The sequence below is a fragment of the Nonomuraea sp. NPDC050783 genome (assembly GCF_040802095.1).
In the GTDB taxonomy this organism is placed as follows: Bacteria; Actinomycetota; Actinomycetes; order Streptosporangiales; family Streptosporangiaceae; genus Nonomuraea.
Genome location: NZ_JBFAHK010000007.1, coordinates 15,786 through 32,696, shown reverse-complemented (window position 1 = coordinate 32,696; position 16,911 = coordinate 15,786). Strand labels below are relative to the sequence as shown.

Genomic DNA, 16,911 nt, shown 5'->3' with positions numbered 1-16,911 from the left:
CCCGGAAGCCCGTCCTTCACCGGGCGCTCACCCGTAACCCGCCGGCCACCTGCCCGGTCTACCGTGCGCCCATGACGATGCGCAGGTTACTCGCGAGCGTGCTGGCCGGGGTCCTGGCCGGCGGTACGGTCGCCCTCGTGATCCAGACACCGCCCGCCACGGCCGAGCGCCGCGGCCACGAGCCCGTCGTGATCGGTCACCGCGGCGCCAGCGCGCACCGGCCCGAGCACACTCTCCTGTCCTACGAGGCGGCCATCGCGCTCGGCGCCGACTACATCGAGCCCGACCTGGTCTCCACCAAGGACCACGTGCTGGTGGCCCGGCACGAGAACGAGATCTCCGGCACCACCGACGTGGCCGCGCACCCCGAGTTCGCCGGCCGCCGCACCACCAAGACCGTGGACGGCCGGCAGGTGACCGGCTGGTTCACCGAGGACTTCACGCTGGCCGAGCTGAAGACGCTGCGCGCCAAGGAGCGGGTGCCCGACCTGCGGCCGGACAACACCGCCTTCGACGGGCTGGCCGAGATCCCGACGTTCGAGGAGGTCGTGCGGCTCGCGCTGCGGGCCGGCGTCGGCGTCTACCCCGAGACCAAGCACCCGACGTACTTCGACTCCATCGGGCTGTCGCTGGAGGAGCCGCTGCTGGAGGTCCTGGACCGGTACCGGGTGCGCAAGGCGTACATCCAGTCCTTCGAGACGGCGAACCTGCGCGAGCTGCGCCGCCGGACGCGGCTGCCGCTGATCCAGCTCATCACGTACGGCGGCGCGCCCTACGACTGGGTCGCCGCCGGCGACCCCCGCACCTACGACGACATGGTCACGCCGGACGGGCTGCGCGAGGTCGCCCGGTACGCCGACGGCATCGGCGTGGACACCCGCCGCGTGGTGCCGCAGGACGCCGGCGGCGCGACGCTGCCGCCCACGACGCTCGTCGCCGACGCCCACCGCCGGGGCCTGGACGTGCACGTGTGGACGATCCGCAACGAGAACTCCCAGCTCCCGGCCGACTACCGGATGGGGAACCCGGCCAGCCCGGCCTACCCGCGGGCCACCGGGAACGTCATGGGCTGGCTGTCGAAGCTGCTGGACCTGGGGATCGACGGCGCGTTCTGCGACGACCCGGGGACGGGCCGCGCGGTGATCGCCCGACGGGCCCGCGCCTGACGGACCCGCACCTGACGGGCCCGCGCCCGGCGGGACCGCGCCCGGCGGGACCGGCCCGGCGGACGGGCACGGCCGATCGGGCCCGGCCCCGGCGGGCGGGGCCCCGGTCAGGCGCGGCGCCAGCGGGCCTCGCCGAAGCAGAAGGCGGCGAACAGCAGCAGCCCCAGCGCCACCACGACCAGCAGCCACGGCCCGGCGGGCGTGCCGGCGAACTCCCGCAGCGCCGTGTCGATGCCGCCCGCCTTGTCCGGGTCGAACGTGATCGCCGCCCGGCCGACCAGGATCCCGGCCAGCGCGGCGACCGCGCCCCTGGCGACGTACCCGCCGACGCCGAGGCGTTCCATCACGGCGCGGGCCGGCGCGGGCATGCCCGCCCGGTCCAGCTCCTTCCAGAACCCCTTGGTCAGGCCCTGGCGCACCCAGTACGCGCCGAGCACGACCAGCCCGAGCCCGGCCGCGCCGACGATCACCTGCCCGCCGGGCAGGTCGAGCAGGGTGGCGGTCAGGTCACGGGACTTCTCGTCGTCGGACGACGCCTTCCCCTTCGTCAGGACGCTGACCAGGGTGACGATGACCAGCACGTACACCGCGACCCGGGCGGCGGCCTCGACCCGCTCGATCACCTCCCCGCCCCCGAACGCGGCCTCCGTGGCCTGCCACAGCGCCAGCGCCACGAACCCGACCGTCATGATCCACAACAGCACCGAGCCGAAGGGCAGCTCGGCGAGCGTCTCGATGGCGCCGGCCTTGTCGGCCTCCTTCGAGCGCTCGCCGAGGCCGACCTGCACCGCCACCGCGCCCACCAGTCCGTACAGCACGCCGCGGCAGGCCAGGCCCACCCGGGTGGCCATGTCCATGACCGGGCTGCGGGCGGCCCGCCGCGCGGCACCGCGCACCTCGCTTCCCGCCGTGCTCATCGTCGCCTCCAAAGGGATTCCAGGGGATCTCCGAAGTGCCCGGGAAACGCCGTTCTACGCCTCACCGGGGGCGGCGGTGCCAGGCAGGGCGCCGGTCTACAGTGGCCGGGTGACCACCGACCAGCACGGACTGGCCATGAGCGGGGCGAGCGCCGCCGCGGCGCGGCACTACGACCGCGCGATCGACGAGCTGCTGCACTTCAGGGCCGAGGTCGTCGCCGAGACGCGCGCGGCGCTGGCCGACTCGCCCGGCTTCCCCCTGGGCAACGTCCTGGCCGCCTACCTGGGGCTGCTGACCACCGAGGCCGACGACGCGCGCGCGGCGCGGGCCCGCTTCGGCGACTTCCACCGCCGCCTCGACGAGTCGTCCCTGCCGCCCCGCGAGCGGGCCCACCTGGCGGCCGTGCGGGCGCTGCTCCGCGGCGACTTCCTGACCTGCGGGGCGCTGCTCGGCGAGATCACCGTCGAGCATCCGCGCGACGCGCTGGCGCTGATCGTCGGGCACCAGGTCGACTTCTTCACCGGCGACGCCCGCTCGCTGCGCGACCGCATCGGCGGCGCGCTCACCGCCTGGCACCCGGACGACCCGCACTACGGGCACGTGCTCGGCATGTACGCCTTCGGGCTGGAGGAGTCCGGGCACTACGACCGGTCGGAGGAGACCGGGCTGCGGGCGGTCGAGCTGGACCCGCGCGACGTGTGGGGGATCCACGCGGTGGCGCACACGTACGAGATGCGGGGCCGCTTCGGCGACGGGCTGCGCTACCTCGACGCGCGGGTGCCCGACTGGTCCACCGGGACGTTCTTCAACGTCCACACCTGGTGGCACTACTGCCTGTACGCGCTGGAGACCGGGGACGTGCCCAGGGTGCTGGCGATCTACGACGCGGTCATGGCCGGCGGCCGGACGTCCCTGGAGCTGCTGGACGCGTCCGCGCTGCTGTGGCGGCTGCACCTGGAGGGGTCGGAGCAGCCCGCGCGGTGGGAGGCGCTGGCCGACGCCTGGCCGCCGCGTGTGGCCGAGCCGTTCTACGCCTTCAACGACATGCACGCGGTCATGGCGTACGTGGGCGCGGGGCGGCTGGGCGAGGCGGAGAGGCTGATCGCCTCGCGGGAGGCGTACGTCGCCGAGCCGCGGCCCGGGGTGACCAACGCCGCCATGACGCTGCGGGTGGGGCTGCCGGTGTGCCGGGCGATCGTGGCGTTCGGGCGGGGCGAGCACCGGTCGGTCGTCGAGCTGCTGTACCCGATCCGGCACCGGGTCAACGAGTTCGGCGGCAGCCACGCGCAGCGCGACGCCGTGCAGCGGACGCTGCTGGAGTCGGCGCTGCGGGCCGGGGCCAGGGACGTGGCCAGGACGCTGGCGAGCGAGCGCATCGGGGTGCGGCCGTGCAGCCCGTACAACTGGCTGAAGCAGGCGGCGGTGGCCGAGGCGTTCGGCGACCGGGCCGCGGCGGCGGCCGCGCGGGAGCGGGCGCGGGCGCTCGCCGGGGCCGCCTGAGCCGCGGCTCAGCGGGTGGCCGTGCCACCGCCGATTCGCGTGGGACACGCGGGGCGTACGAGGTCTTCCGCGGGCGGTGTTCGTGAGAAGATCCACATTATGATCGGTCTGCCAGGCTCGGGTCGTCGCACTCGCCATGCCGCCGCGACGGCCACCTCCGTGATGCTCGTGCCGTGCCCATGGACGGCCGCCGCCGCCGACGTCCCGCCCGGCCGTACGCGTGGCGCGCGTGCCGGTGACGGTGCCCGCGGCCCGCTCGGACCCTCCCCCGCCTGCCCGATCCCGATCCCGATCACATGCTGACCATGCACGAAGGCAACCCCCGCCCCGGCCCCTCCCCCGCCAAGCCCCCGCACCCCTCCTCCGCCTTCCCCGAGGACACCCCCGCCGCTTCCCCCACCCCCGCCGCTTCCCCCGCCTCCGCCGCTTCCCCCGGCGCCCCGGCCTCCTCCCCCGTCTCCCCCGTCTCCTCCGCCTCCGCCGAGGCGGCGCCGGGCGTCCCGTGGCGGGAGAGCCCGCAGGTCCAGGAACGGGGAGAGCCCCGCCTGCCCCGCCGCGAGACCCCGCGCCCGCCCGCCCGGCCGGACGCCCACCCGTCCTCCGATCCCACCCACCGGCCGTCGCCCCCGCCCTTCGCGGAGGCACCGGCCGCCGTGCCCTCCGCCGCCGCCCCGGCGCCGGTCCAGGCCGCCCACCGGTTACCCGCACCTCCCGCCGCCACCGCCGCCGCCGAGGACGGCCAGGTGCCGCCCCTCCCCGCCGAGCTGACGAGCGTCGGGCGCATCCCCGGGCTCCGGCCGCGCCGCCGCCCCCGCGACGGGGGCGAGGTCCCCGGCGCCGACGTGGACCTGGTGGACGCCCTCGACCCGCTGACCTGGCGGACGGTGGCCGCCTGGCTGCGGGAGAAGCCGTCCGCCGCCACCCGCCAGGTGGCCCTGCAGGTGCTGGCGTCGTTCCTGCGCTGGCTGCACCGGGCGGAGCCGGCGGTCGAGCTGCTGGCCGTCACGGGCGCGCACCTGGAGGCGTTCTGTGAGGCCGCGCGCACCGGCGCCGCCACCCCCACTCCTGGCAGGCCGCTGACCAGCAAGACGGTGAGCAGGAAACGCGCCGCCCTGCTGTCGTTCTACTCCTTCGCCTGGCGCTGCGGCGTCGTCCGGCACAACCAGGTGCCCGGCCCGAAGGCGGGCCGGCCGCGCCGCCCGTCCGACGGGCGGACGCTGACCGCCGAGGAGCGGCGGCTCCTGCGCACGGGCGTGGCCCGCCTGGCCGCCGACGGCCGCACCGCGGAGGCCGCGGCCGTCGCGCTGCTGGAGCTGACGGGCGCGGCGGTGGAGGCGCTGGCCGGGCTGACCCGCCAGGACGTCCGCGGCGTGCCCGACGGCGCGGTCAGCCAGCCCGTCGTCGTCACCGTGAACCACGGCCGCGACGAGGTCACCGCCTTCCTGGTCACCCCGCTGGCCCGCCCGCTGCTCCGCGTCCTGTGCGCCAGCCGCCCGCCCGGCGAGCCGCTGATCCGCCGTCCGGACGGCCGCGCCCTGGACACGGCCTGGCTGACCGCCGCCCTCGTGGACGCCGCCCTCGCCGGTGGCGTCCCGGAGCGGCGGGCCCGCTGCCTGACCCCCGCCATGCTCCGCGCGACGAACGTCACCGACCTCCTCAACGACCAGGGCTCCTTCCCGCCCCCGTCCACGCTGGGCTGAGCCCGCCCGCCGCCCGCCGTCCGCCCCCGCCGGTCGAGCGGGCGGGCGGCGAGTGACGGGCGGGCCGGGAACTGTCGGTGGGGCCGGGTAGGGTTTCGGCCCATGGATCGGGAACTCACCCTCATGGTCGTCCACGCCCACCCCGACGACGAGTGCCTCAGCACCGGCGGCGTCCTGGCCCGCTATGCCGAGGAGGGCATCCGCACCGTCCTGGTCACCTGCACCAACGGCGAGCAGGGCGACGACCAGGGCGGCGTCAAGCCTGGCGAGGAGGGTCACGACGACGCGGCGGTGGCCGAGCGCCGCCTGGCCGAGCTGCGCGAGTCGGTCGCCCACCTGGGCGTCGATCACCTGGAGCTGCTCGGCTACCGCGACTCGGGCATGGACGGCTGGCCGGGCAACGGCCATCCCGACGCGTTCGCCAACGTCCCGGTGGAGGCGGCGGCGGGCAGGCTGGCCGAGCTGATGGAGCGCTACCGTCCCCAGGTCGTGGTGACCTACGACGAGACGGGCGGCGGCGGTTACGGCCACCCCGATCACGTGCAGACGCACCGCGTCACCGCCGCGGCGGTGGAGGCGACCGGCATTCCCGACAAGTTCTACTACACGGCCATCCCGAGGTCGTCGATCACGCGGATGTTCGAGCTGATGCGCGACAGCGGGGTGGATCTCGGCGGTTTCGAGCCCTCCGACGACTTCGGCACCCCCGACGAGCGCGTCACGACGATCGTCGACGTCGCCGCCTACACCGAGCGCAAGCTCAAGGCGCTGCGGGCGCACGAGAGCCAGGGCGACAACATCTTCCTGCTGCGCATGCCGGAGGAGGCCCAGCAGCAGGCGTTCTCGCACGAGGCGTTCGAGCGGGTGCTGTCCAGGGTGCCGACGGCCGCCCACGAGGACGACCTGTTCGCGGGCCTGCGCGAGGGCAGATGATCACCGTCCTGGGCGAGTGCGTCGCCGACGCCTTCGCCACCCGCCCCGCCGCGACCTCGGACGAAGGCGGGAGCGGGGGCGCGGCCGGGAGCGGGGGCGCGGCCGGGAGCGGGGGCGCGGGCGGGAACGGGGGCGCGGGGTTGGGGCTTCGGGTGCTGCCGGGCGGCGGGCCCGCGAACACGGCCGTGGCGCTGGCCCGGCTCGGCACCCCGGCCCGCTTCCTCGGCCGCCTCTCCCGGGACGTCTTCGGCGGCCTCTTCCGCGAGCACCTGGCGTCCTCGGGCGTTGACCTGTCGGCGTGCGCCGAGGCCGACGAGCCGAGCACCCTCGCCGTGGCCGCCCTGGACTCCGCCGGCCGGGCCGAGTACACCTTCTACGCCGAGGGCACCGCCGACTGGCAGTGGCACCCCGGCGAGCTGACCCCTGCCCGCCTCGGCCCGGCCGCCTGCCTGCACACCGGCTCGCTCGCGCTGGTCAAGGAGCCGGGCCGCGCGCTGGTCGAGGAGTTCGCGCGGGCCGCGTCGGGCGGGGCGACGATCTCGGTCGATCCCAACGTCCGGCCCAGCCTCGCCACGAGGCAGGACTACCAGGTGGAGCGGTGGTGCGAGTGGGCCGACATCCTCAAGCTCAGCGACGACGACCTGGAGTTCCTGCTGCCGGGCGTGCCGCCGGAACGCGCCTGCGACCTCTGGCACGACGCCGGAGCCCGGCTCGTCGTGGTCACCCGGGGGGCGGCGGGGGCCCTGGTCTCGCTGGACGGGCGGCGCACCGCCGTGCCGGCACCGCGGGTCGAGGTCGTGGACACGGTCGGGGCGGGCGACTCCTTCACCGCCGGGCTCCTGCACGGCCTGCACGCGGGCGGCCACCTGGGCGGGCGCCTGGACGGCCTGGACCTGGCGGCGGCGGCCGAGGCGGCGGCGTTCGCGACCCGCGTCTCGGCCCTGACCTGCTCGGTCCCGGGCGCCGACCCCCCGTGGCCCGCCCAGCTCGCCCCGTCCGGCTGAGCACCCGGCTCCCCTCCCCCGGCGGGAGGGGCGGAGCTGTTTGTGGGGGGATCGCCCGGGTACGGCGGGTCAGTGGACAAGACCGAGTGCGAGCATCCAGGGGGTTGAGATGGCGGAATTCGAAGCGACTCGTGGCATGCCGGCCGAGAGCGGGCTCGTGTACGGCGTCGCCTCCGACGTCGCCGTGATGGATCGCTGGCTGCCGCGAGGGCTGCACGTCTCCGGCTCCGGCCCCAACACGGTGGAGGCGGAGGGCGACCTGGTGCCCGGCGAGGGCGCCCACGAGGGGCTGTTCCGCGCGCAGGAGGACCAGCTCCGGGTGGAGTGGGGCGGGCGCGACCACCCCGACTACGCCGGCTGGCTCCAGGTCTTCGACTCGGCCGACGGCAGGAGCGAGGTCACCGTCCACATCTCCCTGCTGGACGAGCCCGGCTCGGGCGCGCGGGCCGACGAGGTGCGCGAGCTGCTCGACCTCTCGCTCGACCGCCTGGCCGACGAGGTGAGCCGGCGCGTCGACGGCTCCGCCTGACCCGGCGCCGGACGGCCCGGCGGTCCGGTACGGTCGTGCGGTGCTCACCGGATCACCCGACACCGTGCTGATCGTCGTCCGGGGCAACTCGGGCTCGGGCAAGTCGAGCGTGGCGCGGGCCGCGCGGGAGGCGTACGGCCGCCGCGGCCTGGCCCTGATCTCCCAGGACGTGGTCCGCCGCGACATCCTGCGCGAGCTGGACCGGCCGGGCGGCGTGAACATCGGCCTGCTGGACGTGATGTGCCGCCACACCCTGGACGCCGGCCACCACGTGATCCTGGAGGGCATCCTGGCCGCGAGCCGCTACGGCGAGATGCTGCGGGCGCTGTGCCGCGACCACCGGGGCACCACCCGCTGCTTCTACCTGGACGTCTCGTGGGAGGAGACGGTGCGGCGGCACGGCACCCGGCCGCAGCGCGAGCGGTTCGGGCCGGAGGACATGCGCCAGTGGTACGTCCCGCGCGACCTGCTCCCCGGGGTCGCGGAGACGGTCGTGCCGGAGACCGGCACGCTGGAGGAGACCGTACGCCTGGTCCTGGGCCACTCCGGCCTCGCGGCCGCCGGCGACAGGGCCACTGAGGGCACCACCGGCACGGCGTGAGGGGGCCGGGGGCCGCGCGGGCCTGGCGTTTTCCGTACTCGCCGGATTATTACCGATCTTCACTCCATTCTTGCAAACGATCGAATTTAGCCTGATTAAAGGGCATCGCAAGGTTTCGCGTTCAGCGTTCCATCATGCGACGCTCATTCAATGTCATTTCCGCCGTCATCGCGTGCCTGATCGCGATGACCGGCGTCACCGGCGCGGCGAGGGCGGCCACCACCGCCTCCGCGTCCCCTTATGACGGTCAGCGGCTTTCCTGGTCGTCGTGCGGTGGTGGATTCCAGTGCGCCGCCTTGCGGGTTCCCCTCGACTATTCGAAGCCGCGTGGCAAGCAGATCAAGATCGCGCTTATTCGGTTGCCCGCCACCGGCAGGAAGATCGGCTCGGTGGTGCTGAACTTCGGCGGTCCCGGCGCCTCCGGGCTGGACCAGCTCCGGGCCAACCCGGCGATCGTCTCGCCGGCTCTGCGGCGGCGCTTCGACGTGGTGTCGTTCGACCCGCGCGGGGTGGGCCGCTCGGCGCCGGTGCGCTGCCTGGGCACGCTCGGCATGGACGCCTACCTGGCCGCCGACAACACCCCCGACGACAAGCGCGAGGTGGCCTCGGCCAAGCAGTGGAGCAAGGCGCTGGCCCGCTCCTGCGCCGCCAACTCCGGCAAGGACCTGCTGCGGCACGTCGGCACCGCCGAGGCCGCCCGCGACCTGGACGTGATGCGCTCGGCGCTGGGCGACGCCCGCCTGACGTACCTGGGCTGGTCGTACGGCACCTACCTCGGCGCCCGCTACGCCGACCTGTTCCCGCGCCGGATCCGGGCCATGGTGCTGGACGGCGCCGAGGACCCCCGGCAGACGCAGTCGGAGTTCGCGCGCTCGCAGGCCCAGGGCTTCGAGACGGCGATGAACGCGTTCCTGCGCGACTGCTTCAAGCGCGCGGACTGCCCCTTCACCGAGCACACGCTGCCCGCGGCGCACAAGCGGATCCGAGCCCTGCTGCGCCGGGCCGACCGCGCCCCGCTGCGCAACACGATGGACGGCCGGCAGGTGACCGAGGCCATCGCGGACACCGGCATCACGGCCGCGCTGTACTCGACGCAGCTCTGGAAGTTCCTGCGCGGGGCGCTGGCCACCGCGTTCCGTGGCGACGGCACGAACCTGCTGGCCCTGTCCGACTACTACAACCAGCGCCGGCCGGACGGCACCTACAGCAACATGGCGATGGCGCACCTGGCCATCACCTGCGTCGACCACCCCGAGGCGGCCTGCCCGCACTGGCCGGTCAAGGGCAGGAGGTTCACCAGGAAGATCACCGCCGCGGGCTCGCCGCCGATCGTGGTGGTGGGCACCACCCGCGACCCGGCCACCCCGTACGCGCTGGCCAGGTCGCTGGCGGCGCAGCTCCAGCACGGCGTGCTGCTGACCAAGGACGGCGACGGCCACACCGCCTACGGCGGCGGCTCGTCCTGCGTGGAGCGCCAGGTGGACCGCTATCTCATCACGGCCAGGGCGCCCGCGCGCCGCGCCTGCCACGCTTCTCCCAAGACCTGACACCGCCGGTCCCTCCCCCTGGTGAGGGAGTGGTCAACCCCGGCCGCGCCTGCGCGGCCGGGGTCGCGGCGTGGGCGAGATTGGGCGGACGAGACCGGAATGCCCGCCCCCGCCCGAGGAGCCCATGGAGTCGCTGCTGATCCTGCACGCGGTGGCGGCGGCGTGCGCGCCCTGGCTGGCGCGCCGTCTGGGCGGCCGCCGCGCCCTGCCCGTGCTGGCGCTGGCGCCGGCGGCCGGGCTCGGCTGGGCGGTGTGGCTGGGCGTGACCGGGCAGGTGCCCGCGGCCTGGCTCACCCGGTGGGCGCCGGAGCTGGGGCTGGCGCTGGCCTTCCGGGTGGACGCGCTGTCGCTGCTGATGGCGGCCCTGGTCACCGGGGTCGGGGTGCTGGTGCTGGTCTACAGCGCCCGCTACTTCTCCCGGGACGAGAGCGGGCTCGGCCGCTACGGCGGCGTCATGGTGGCCTTCGCGGGCTCGATGCTGGGCCTGGTGACGGCCGACGACCTGCTCCTGCTGTACGTCTTCTGGGAGCTGACCACCGTCTTCTCGTACCTGCTCATCGGGCACGACCCGGAGAGCCGGGCCAGCCGGCAGTCGGCGATGAAGGCGCTGACGGTCACCGCGTTCGGCGGCCTGGCGATGCTGGCCGGGTTCGTGCTGGCGGGGCAGGCGGCGGGCACGTACCGGATCTCGGGGATCGGGCCGGGCGACCTCGGCTCGGCCGCGGTCGCGCTGATCCTGGCGGGCGCCCTGGCGAAGTCGGCGGTCCTGCCGTTCAGCACGTGGCTGCCCGCGGCCATGGCGGCGCCGACGCCGGTGTCGGCGTACCTGCACGCGGCGGCGATGGTGAAGGCGGGCGTCTACCTGGTGGCCAGGCTGGGGCCGGCGGCCGGGGACCTGGCGCTGTGGCGGGCGCTGGCGGTGCCGCTGGGCCTGCTGACGATGGTGCTGGGCGGCTGGCGGGCGCTGCGCGAGACGGACCTGAAGCGGCTGCTGGCCTACGGCACGGTCAGCCAGCTCGGCTTCCTGACGGCGCTGTTCGGCTCGGGCACGCGCGGCGCGGCGCTGGCGGGCGCCGGCATGCTGCTGGCGCACGCGTTGTTCAAGGCTGCGCTGTTCCTGCTGGTGGGGGTGGTCGATCACGCGGCGGGCACCAGGGACCTGCGGGAGCTGAGCGGCCTGGGGCGGGCGATGCCGTGGGCGTGCGGGGCGGCGGTGCTGGCCGGGGCGTCGATGGCGGGGGTGCCGCCGCTGGCGGGGTTCGTCGGCAAGGAGGCGGCGCTGGAGGCGCTGCGCGGCAGCCCGCTCGCGCTGGCGGGGGTGGTGGCGGGGTCGGCGCTGACGGCGGCGTACACGCTGCGGTTCCTGTGGGGGGCCTTCGCCGCGAAGCCGGGCGTCGCGCCGCGGGAGACGCACCGGACGCCGGCGGCGATGGCCGTGCCCGTGGTGCTGCTGGCGGTGCTGGGGCTGGTCCTGGTGCCGTTCTCGTCCTGGTACGGCCACGTGATGGAGGCCGGCTACGCGGATGCCCTGCGCGACCCGGGGCGCCCGGCCCACCTGGCGGTGTGGGGCGGGTTCGGCCTGCCGCTGCTGCTGTCGGCGGTGGCGCTGGCGGGCGGCGCGGCGCTGTTCCTGGCCAGGGAGCCGGTGGCCCGGCTGGGGGCGGCGCTGCACGTGCTGGACTCCGGGCAGGTCTACTGGTCGCTGATCCGCCGCCTGGACCGGATGGCGATCCAGGTGACCGGCATGGTCCAGCGCGGCTCGGTGCCCGACTACCTGCTGCTGACGCTGGTGGCCACGGTCGGCGTCGGCCTGTTCTCGATCGCCTACGGCGGCCCGCCCCGGCTGGAGGGGCCGGTGGTGTGGTGGGAGCGGCCGGAGCAGCCGGTGGTGGCCGTGCTGATGGTGGCGGCGGCGGTGGTGGCGCTGTTCGCCCGCGCGTACGTCTTCCTGGCCCTCGCGGTGGGCCTCACCGGGTACGGCACGGCGCTGCTGTTCCTCGCGCACGGCTCGCCGGACCTGGCGCTCACCCAGTTCCTGGCCGAGACGCTGAGCCTGGTGGTCTTCGCGCTGGTGCTGCGGCGGCTGCCGGTCGAGCCGGTCAAGGGGCGGCTGCCGATGCCGCTGCGCGCCGGGCTCGGCCTGGCCGTGGGCGTGGTGGCGACCGGCGCGGGCATGGTGGCGATGAGCGCCCGCGACGCCGCGCCGGTGGGCGGGCTCATGGAGGCCGCGGCGCGGCAGGCGGGCACCCGCAACATCGTCAGCGCCCTCATCGTGGACATCCGCGCCTGGGACACGATGGGCGAGAGCACGGTGCTGGTGGTGCTGACGCTGGGCGTGACGAGCCTGGTGTTCCTGCGGCGCCGGTCGTACCGGATCGAGCGGGGCGAGCCGGCGCCGGCCGGGCGCACGCACTGGCTGGCCTCGACGCTGCCGCGCGGGCAGCGGGTGATCGCGTTCGAGGTGGCGGCCCGGCTGACGTTCCACACGGTGCTGGCGCTGTCGGTGTTCCTGCTGTTCGTGGGGCACAGCGGGGTGGGCGGCGGGTTCGCGGGCGGCATCGTGGCCGGGCTGGCGATCACCGTGCGCTACCTGGCGGGCGGCCGCAACGAGCTGGCCGTGGCGGTGCCGGTGCACGCGGGCGTGCTCATGGGCGTCGGGCTGACGCTGTCCACGGCGACCGCGCTGGCCGGGCTGCTGTTCGGGCGGGCCGCGCTGGACATGCTCGCCACCGACGTGGCGGTGCCGCTGGCCGGGCACCTGCACCTGTCCACGGGGCTGCTGTTCGACACCGGCGTGTACGTGTCCGTGGTCGGCATGGTGCAGGACGTGCTGCGCGGCCTCGGCGCGGAGCTGGACCGGCAGATCGACGCCGGGGAGGGCCCGTGACCCCGCCGCTGGTGCCCTTCGCCGCCTGCTGCGCGCTGCTCGCGGCCGGGGTGACGCTGCTGCTGGAGCGGAGCCTGGTGCGCGTCCTGGCCGGGGTGATCATGCTGGGCAACGGGGTGAACCTGCTCATCGTGACCGCCGGGGGCAACGCGGGCCGGCCGCCGTTCGTGGGCACGCCGGGCATGGCCGACCCGTTGCCGCAGGCCATGGTGCTGACCGCGATCGTCATCACGCTGGGCGTGACGGCGTTCCTGCTGGCCCTGGTGCACCGCTCGTGGCAGCTCGGCGGCAGCGACGAGGTGCAGGACGACACCGAGGACCGGCGGGTGCGGCTGCGCGCGCGGCGCGGCGAGCTGAGCCAGGCCGTGCGCCGCCGCCGCGACGCCTACCGGCGGCTGGTCGCCGAGCAGCGGGCCGAGCTGGCCCGGCTGGAGGCCGAGCAGGCCGAGCGGGAGCGGCTGGAGGAGGCGGACCTGGAGCGGCGCATCGCCCGCGTGCACGTCGAGCTGGAGCAGTGGACGCGCGAGCTGCACCAGCAGGGCGTCACCGACGAGGAGCTGCAACGCAGCCTGGAGGAGGTGGGCCAGCGCGAGGAGCCGGCCGCCGTGGACAACGTGCTGCGCATCGAGGAGCTGCGGGAGGAGCACGAGCGGCGCCGCGCGGCGCAGGCGGCCGGCGAGCGGGAGCTGCTCAGGACGCTCAAGGCGCGGCAGCGGGAGGCGCGGCGCGAGATGCGGGCCGCCATCCGCCGGGAGCTGGAGCGGCAGGCGCTGGCGCAGGACCCGGAGCTGGAGGGTGAGGAGTCGTGACGCGTGGCCTGCTGGAGGGTGAGGAGTCGTGACGCGTGGCCTGCTGGAGGGGCTGGTGTGCGTGCCCGTGCTGCTGCCGCTGCTGGCGGCCGGGGTGAAGCTGGCCATCGCCGGGCGGCTGCGGGGGCTGCAGTCGATGATCAGCATCGGCACGATGAGCGTGTCGCTGGCGGTGTCGGCGCTGCTGCTGGTGGCGGCCGACACGGGCGGGCCGCTGGTGACCGGGCTGGGCGGCTGGTCCTCGCCGGTCGGGATCTGCCTGGTGGCCGACCGGCTCTCCACGCTGGTGCTCCTGGTGTCGTCGGCGGTGACGTTGTGCGTGATGGTGTACTCGGTCGCCAGCGCCTACGACGAGCAGGAGCACGACGCGCCGATGGCGATCTTCCATCCGGCGTTCCTGGTGATGGTGGCGGGGGTGGCCGACGCGTTCCTGTCGGGCGACCTGTTCAACCTGTTCGTGGCGTTCGAGCTGCTGCTGAGCGGCTCGTACGTGCTGCTGACCTTCGGCGGCACGGAGGCCAGGATCCGGGCCGGGGCGACGTACACGCTGATGGCGCTGGCCTCGTCGATGTTGTTCCTCATCGCGCTGGCGATCACGTACGCGGCGACGGGCACCCTGTCGCTGGCCCAGCTCGCCGAGCGCTTCGCCACGCTGCCCCCGCAGGTGAGGATGCTGGTGGAGCTGACGCTGCTGCTGGTGTTCGCGATCAAGGCGGCGCTGTTCCCGGTGTCGGCGTGGCTGCCCGACTCCTACCCGACCGCGCCCGCCCCGGCCACGGCGGTCTTCGCCGGGCTGCTCACCAAGGTCGGCGTGTACGCGATCATCCGGCTGGAGGCGCTGCTGTTCCCCGGCGGGCCGGTCTCGACGCTGCTGATGTGGGTGGCGATGGCCACGATGCTGACCGGCGTGCTGGGCGCGGTGGCGCAGAGCGACATCAAACGCATGCTCTCCTTCACCCTGGTGAGCCACATCGGGTACATGGTCTTCGGGGTGGCGCTGTCCACGGTGGCCGGCATGGCCGGCGCGATCTTCTACGTGGTGCACCACATCACCGTGCAGACCAGCCTGTTCCTGGTCACGGGGCTCATCGAGCGGCGGACCGGGACGACGTCGGTGTCCCGGCTGGGCGGGCTGATGCGCACGGCGCCGCTGATCGCCGTGCTGTTCTTCGTCCCGGCGATGAACCTGTCCGGCATCCCGCCGATGTCGGGCTTCCTCGGCAAGCTGATGCTGGTGCAGGCGGGGCTGGCGCTCGGCGGGCCGCTGCCGGTCGCGCTCGTCGCGGCCGGGCTGCTGACGAGCCTGCTCACCCTGTACGCCGTCGCCAGGACCTGGGGCAAGGCGTTCTGGCGGGCGCCGAGGGAGGCGCGGGCGGGCACGGTGGTGGAGAGCGAGGAGGACACCGGCGAGGAGCCGACCGTCACCACGCCCGCGCTGCCGCTGGTGCTGTCGGCGCCGGTGGCCGCGCTGGTGGCGCTGGGGCTGGCGTTCACGCTGCTGGCCGGGCCGCTGTCGGCGCTGACCCGGCGCACGGCCGGGGAGCTGATGGCGCGCGAGCCGTACATCGCGGCGGTGCTGGGCGGGCGGCGGTGACCGGGCGGCGCACCGGGCGACCGGCCAGGGGGCCGGCCGGGCGGCTGCTGGCTCCGAGCGTGCTGGGCCGCCGGGTGCCGCTGCCGCTGGTGGCCTGGCTGGCGCTGGTGTGGGTGACGTTGTGGGGCGAGGTGTCGCCGGGCAACGTGCTGGGCGGGGTGGCGGCGGGGGCCGTGGTGACGTGGCTGCTGCCGCTGCCCGTGCTCGATCCCGGCATCAGGGTCCGTCCCCTGGCGCTGGTGCGCTTCCTGCTGACGTTCGCCTGGGACATGGCCAGCTCGACGGCGCGGGTGGTGTTCTACGTGTTCCGGCCGGGGCCGCCGCCGGTGCGGCTGGTGCGGGTGCGGCTGCGTACCTCGTCGGAGGCCATGACGGTGCTGGTCATGACGGCGCTGTCCAACGTGCCCGGCAGCCTCGTCGTGGAGGTGTACTTCCCCGAGCGGTGCCTGATGCTGCACGTCCTCGGCGTGTCCGGGGACGCGGAGGACGTGGCGGCGGCGGTGCGGGCCGACGTGGCCGCGATGGAGTCGCGCGTGGTGGCCGCCTTCGGCACCCGCGCCGACCGGGAGGAGCTGGACCGGGGATGACGCCGGTGTACGCGCTGACGCTGGCGCTGCTCGGGGTGGCGGCCGCGCTGGCCCTGTACCGGGCCGCGCGCGGCCCGTCGATGCTGGACCGGGCGGTGTCGCTGGACGTGATGACGTCGCTGGCGATGTGCGGCGTGGGGACGTTCGCGGTGGTCAGGGACGACTACTCGGACCTGCCGATCCTGCTGGTGCTGTCGCTGCTGGGGTTCGTCGGGTCGGTGTCGCTGGCCCGCTTCTTCGCCGGCCGCTCCCCGCGGGGGCCGCGTTGAGCGCGCTCGACCCGGCGGCCGGGGCCTGCCTGCTGCTGGGCGCGGGGCTGGCGCTGTCGGCGGGCGCCGGGCTGGTCAAGTTCCGCCGCACGCTGGAGCGCATGCACGCCGGCACCAAACCCCAGGTGGCCGGCGTGCTGCTGGTGCTGCTGGCCATGTGGCTGCACCGGCCCACCTGGCGCAACGCCGGGCCGCTCGCGCTGGTCGCGGCCTCGCAGGTGATCACCGTGGCGGTGGCGGCCTACATGGTGGCGCGGGCCGCCTACGCGCGCGACCCGTCCCGCGACCCTTCCTCCGGCAGCGAGGACGAGGACGACGGGACGGCGCTGCCTCCGGAGGCGGACCCCGGCCCCGACCCCGACCCCGAGGAACCGGACGGGCCCTGATCGTCGCCGTTGGCGCGGCTGAGCGCCGCCTGGCCGAACCACGTCCACAGAGCCAGCACGGCGATCACCGCGGCGGTGGGCCAGCCCACCGAGGGGCCGAACAGGTAGTCGACCACCAGCCCGGTGGCCGCCGTCATCGACACCACCAGGGCCAGCGCGCCCAGAATGCCGTAGAAGTTCGAGCGGTGGACCAGCGTCTCCTTGTGGCCCTGCCGGAACAGCACCCGGTGCTGCGCCGTGGGCGCGATGTAGCAGATCGAGGCCACCGCGGCGCCGACCAGTGCCACGTAGAACAACCACCGGTCGGGCAGGTCCAGCTTGCCGAAACCGTTCGAGAACGGCACGGTCAGCAGGAACGCGAACAACACCTGCACACCCGTGACCGCGACTCGCGCTCCTTGCAGCAGCTCCACGAAATTGCGGTCCGCCCGCTCCTGCTCCGACTCCCGGCTCACTCGCCCTCCCATGAACACGACATGAA

General features: G+C 75.0%; 15 protein-coding genes and 1 pseudogene. 14 read left to right on the top strand and 2 right to left on the bottom strand.

Going from position 1 to position 16,911, the window contains the following annotated elements; translation table 11 throughout:
* Window positions 1–71 precede the first annotated feature (71 nt).
* Window positions 72–1,166: a glycerophosphodiester phosphodiesterase family protein gene (locus AB0H75_RS20390; RefSeq protein WP_367798261.1), complete on the top strand. Its 1,095-nt coding sequence runs from the start codon at window positions 72–74 to the stop codon at window positions 1,164–1,166.
* Between the two features lie 107 nt (window positions 1,167–1,273).
* On the opposite strand, the gene AB0H75_RS20385 is transcribed toward AB0H75_RS20390, so the two are convergent.
* Window positions 1,274–2,083 (bottom strand): DUF1206 domain-containing protein, encoded by an 810-nt coding sequence (locus AB0H75_RS20385; protein WP_367798259.1) that lies wholly within the window; start codon window positions 2,081–2,083, stop codon window positions 1,274–1,276.
* Window positions 2,084–2,192: 109 nt separating this feature from the next.
* Between AB0H75_RS20385 and AB0H75_RS20380 the strand changes: the two genes are divergently transcribed.
* From AB0H75_RS20380 to AB0H75_RS20320, 13 genes are all read left to right on the top strand, one after another.
* Entirely contained in the window at window positions 2,193–3,584 is a 1,392-nt protein-coding gene (locus AB0H75_RS20380) for a tetratricopeptide repeat protein (protein ID WP_367798257.1), read from the top strand.
* Window positions 3,585–3,889: 305 nt separating this feature from the next.
* Window positions 3,890–5,284 carry a tyrosine-type recombinase/integrase gene (locus AB0H75_RS20375; RefSeq protein ID WP_367798255.1) on the top strand — a complete coding sequence of 465 codons (1,395 nt, stop codon included), beginning with the start codon at window positions 3,890–3,892 and terminating at the stop codon, window positions 5,282–5,284.
* A gap of 102 nt (window positions 5,285–5,386) precedes the next feature.
* Window positions 5,387–6,217 carry a PIG-L family deacetylase gene (locus tag AB0H75_RS20370; protein ID WP_367798253.1) on the top strand — a complete coding sequence of 277 codons (831 nt, stop codon included), beginning with the start codon at window positions 5,387–5,389 and terminating at the stop codon, window positions 6,215–6,217.
* A complete protein-coding gene (locus tag AB0H75_RS20365) occupies window positions 6,214–7,221 on the top strand; it encodes a carbohydrate kinase (RefSeq protein ID WP_367798251.1) in 1,008 nt (335 codons plus the stop codon). Before AB0H75_RS20370 ends, AB0H75_RS20365 begins: the two co-directional genes overlap by 4 nt.
* Window positions 7,222–7,330: 109 nt before the next feature.
* Window positions 7,331–7,750: a hypothetical protein gene (locus AB0H75_RS20360; RefSeq protein ID WP_367798249.1), complete on the top strand. Its 420-nt coding sequence runs from the start codon at window positions 7,331–7,333 to the stop codon at window positions 7,748–7,750.
* Between the two features lie 40 nt (window positions 7,751–7,790).
* Window positions 7,791–8,351 carry an AAA family ATPase gene (locus tag AB0H75_RS20355; protein ID WP_367798247.1) on the top strand — a complete coding sequence of 187 codons (561 nt, stop codon included), beginning with the start codon at window positions 7,791–7,793 and terminating at the stop codon, window positions 8,349–8,351.
* 296 nt (window positions 8,352–8,647) lie between these two features.
* Window positions 8,648–9,898, top strand: coding sequence for an alpha/beta hydrolase (locus tag AB0H75_RS20350; RefSeq protein WP_367798246.1), 1,251 nt, complete (start codon window positions 8,648–8,650; stop codon window positions 9,896–9,898).
* A 124-nt stretch (window positions 9,899–10,022) separates the two neighbouring features.
* Window positions 10,023–12,785, top strand: a complete 2,763-nt coding sequence (locus AB0H75_RS20345) for a Na+/H+ antiporter subunit A (protein ID WP_367798244.1) — start codon at window positions 10,023–10,025, stop codon at window positions 12,783–12,785.
* Window positions 12,782–13,594: a Na(+)/H(+) antiporter subunit C gene (locus tag AB0H75_RS20340; protein WP_367798243.1), complete on the top strand. Its 813-nt coding sequence runs from the start codon at window positions 12,782–12,784 to the stop codon at window positions 13,592–13,594. Before AB0H75_RS20345 ends, AB0H75_RS20340 begins: the two co-directional genes overlap by 4 nt.
* A 28-nt stretch (window positions 13,595–13,622) precedes the next feature.
* A complete protein-coding gene (locus AB0H75_RS20335; RefSeq protein WP_367798241.1) occupies window positions 13,623–15,188 on the top strand; it encodes a Na+/H+ antiporter subunit D in 1,566 nt (521 codons plus the stop codon).
* Window positions 15,185–15,775 (top strand): Na+/H+ antiporter subunit E, encoded by a 591-nt coding sequence (locus AB0H75_RS20330; RefSeq protein ID WP_367798239.1) that lies wholly within the window; start codon window positions 15,185–15,187, stop codon window positions 15,773–15,775. Before AB0H75_RS20335 ends, AB0H75_RS20330 begins: the two co-directional genes overlap by 4 nt.
* Window positions 15,772–16,044, top strand: coding sequence for a monovalent cation/H+ antiporter complex subunit F (locus tag AB0H75_RS20325; protein WP_367798237.1), 273 nt, complete (start codon window positions 15,772–15,774; stop codon window positions 16,042–16,044). The genes AB0H75_RS20330 and AB0H75_RS20325 overlap by 4 nt, the downstream gene beginning before the upstream one ends.
* A complete protein-coding gene (locus tag AB0H75_RS20320) occupies window positions 16,041–16,430 on the top strand; it encodes a cation:proton antiporter (RefSeq protein ID WP_367798235.1) in 390 nt (129 codons plus the stop codon). Before AB0H75_RS20325 ends, AB0H75_RS20320 begins: the two co-directional genes overlap by 4 nt.
* Window positions 16,431–16,474: 44 nt before the next feature.
* Here the strand turns inward: AB0H75_RS20320 and AB0H75_RS20315 are convergent.
* A pseudogene (locus AB0H75_RS20315) lies at window positions 16,475–16,897 on the bottom strand (DUF6328 family protein); the annotation flags it as partial.
* Between the last annotated feature and the right edge of the window lie 14 nt (window positions 16,898–16,911).

What these genes read in the sequence shown, in the direction of transcription:
- AB0H75_RS20390 (WP_367798261.1), top strand. Translation starts at nt 72, where the DNA reads ATGACGATGCGCAGGTTACTCGCGAGCGTGCTGGCCGGGGTCCTGGCC.
- AB0H75_RS20385 (WP_367798259.1), bottom strand. Translation starts at nt 2,083, where the DNA reads ATGAGCACGGCGGGAAGCGAGGTGCGCGGTGCCGCGCGGCGGGCCGCC.
- AB0H75_RS20375 (WP_367798255.1), top strand. Translation starts at nt 3,890, where the DNA reads ATGCACGAAGGCAACCCCCGCCCCGGCCCCTCCCCCGCCAAGCCCCCG.
- AB0H75_RS20370 (WP_367798253.1), top strand. Translation starts at nt 5,387, where the DNA reads ATGGATCGGGAACTCACCCTCATGGTCGTCCACGCCCACCCCGACGAC.
- AB0H75_RS20365 (WP_367798251.1), top strand. Translation starts at nt 6,214, where the DNA reads ATGATCACCGTCCTGGGCGAGTGCGTCGCCGACGCCTTCGCCACCCGC.
- AB0H75_RS20360 (WP_367798249.1), top strand. Translation starts at nt 7,331, where the DNA reads ATGGCGGAATTCGAAGCGACTCGTGGCATGCCGGCCGAGAGCGGGCTC.
- AB0H75_RS20345 (WP_367798244.1), top strand. Translation starts at nt 10,023, where the DNA reads ATGGAGTCGCTGCTGATCCTGCACGCGGTGGCGGCGGCGTGCGCGCCC.
- AB0H75_RS20325 (WP_367798237.1), top strand. Translation starts at nt 15,772, where the DNA reads ATGACGCCGGTGTACGCGCTGACGCTGGCGCTGCTCGGGGTGGCGGCC.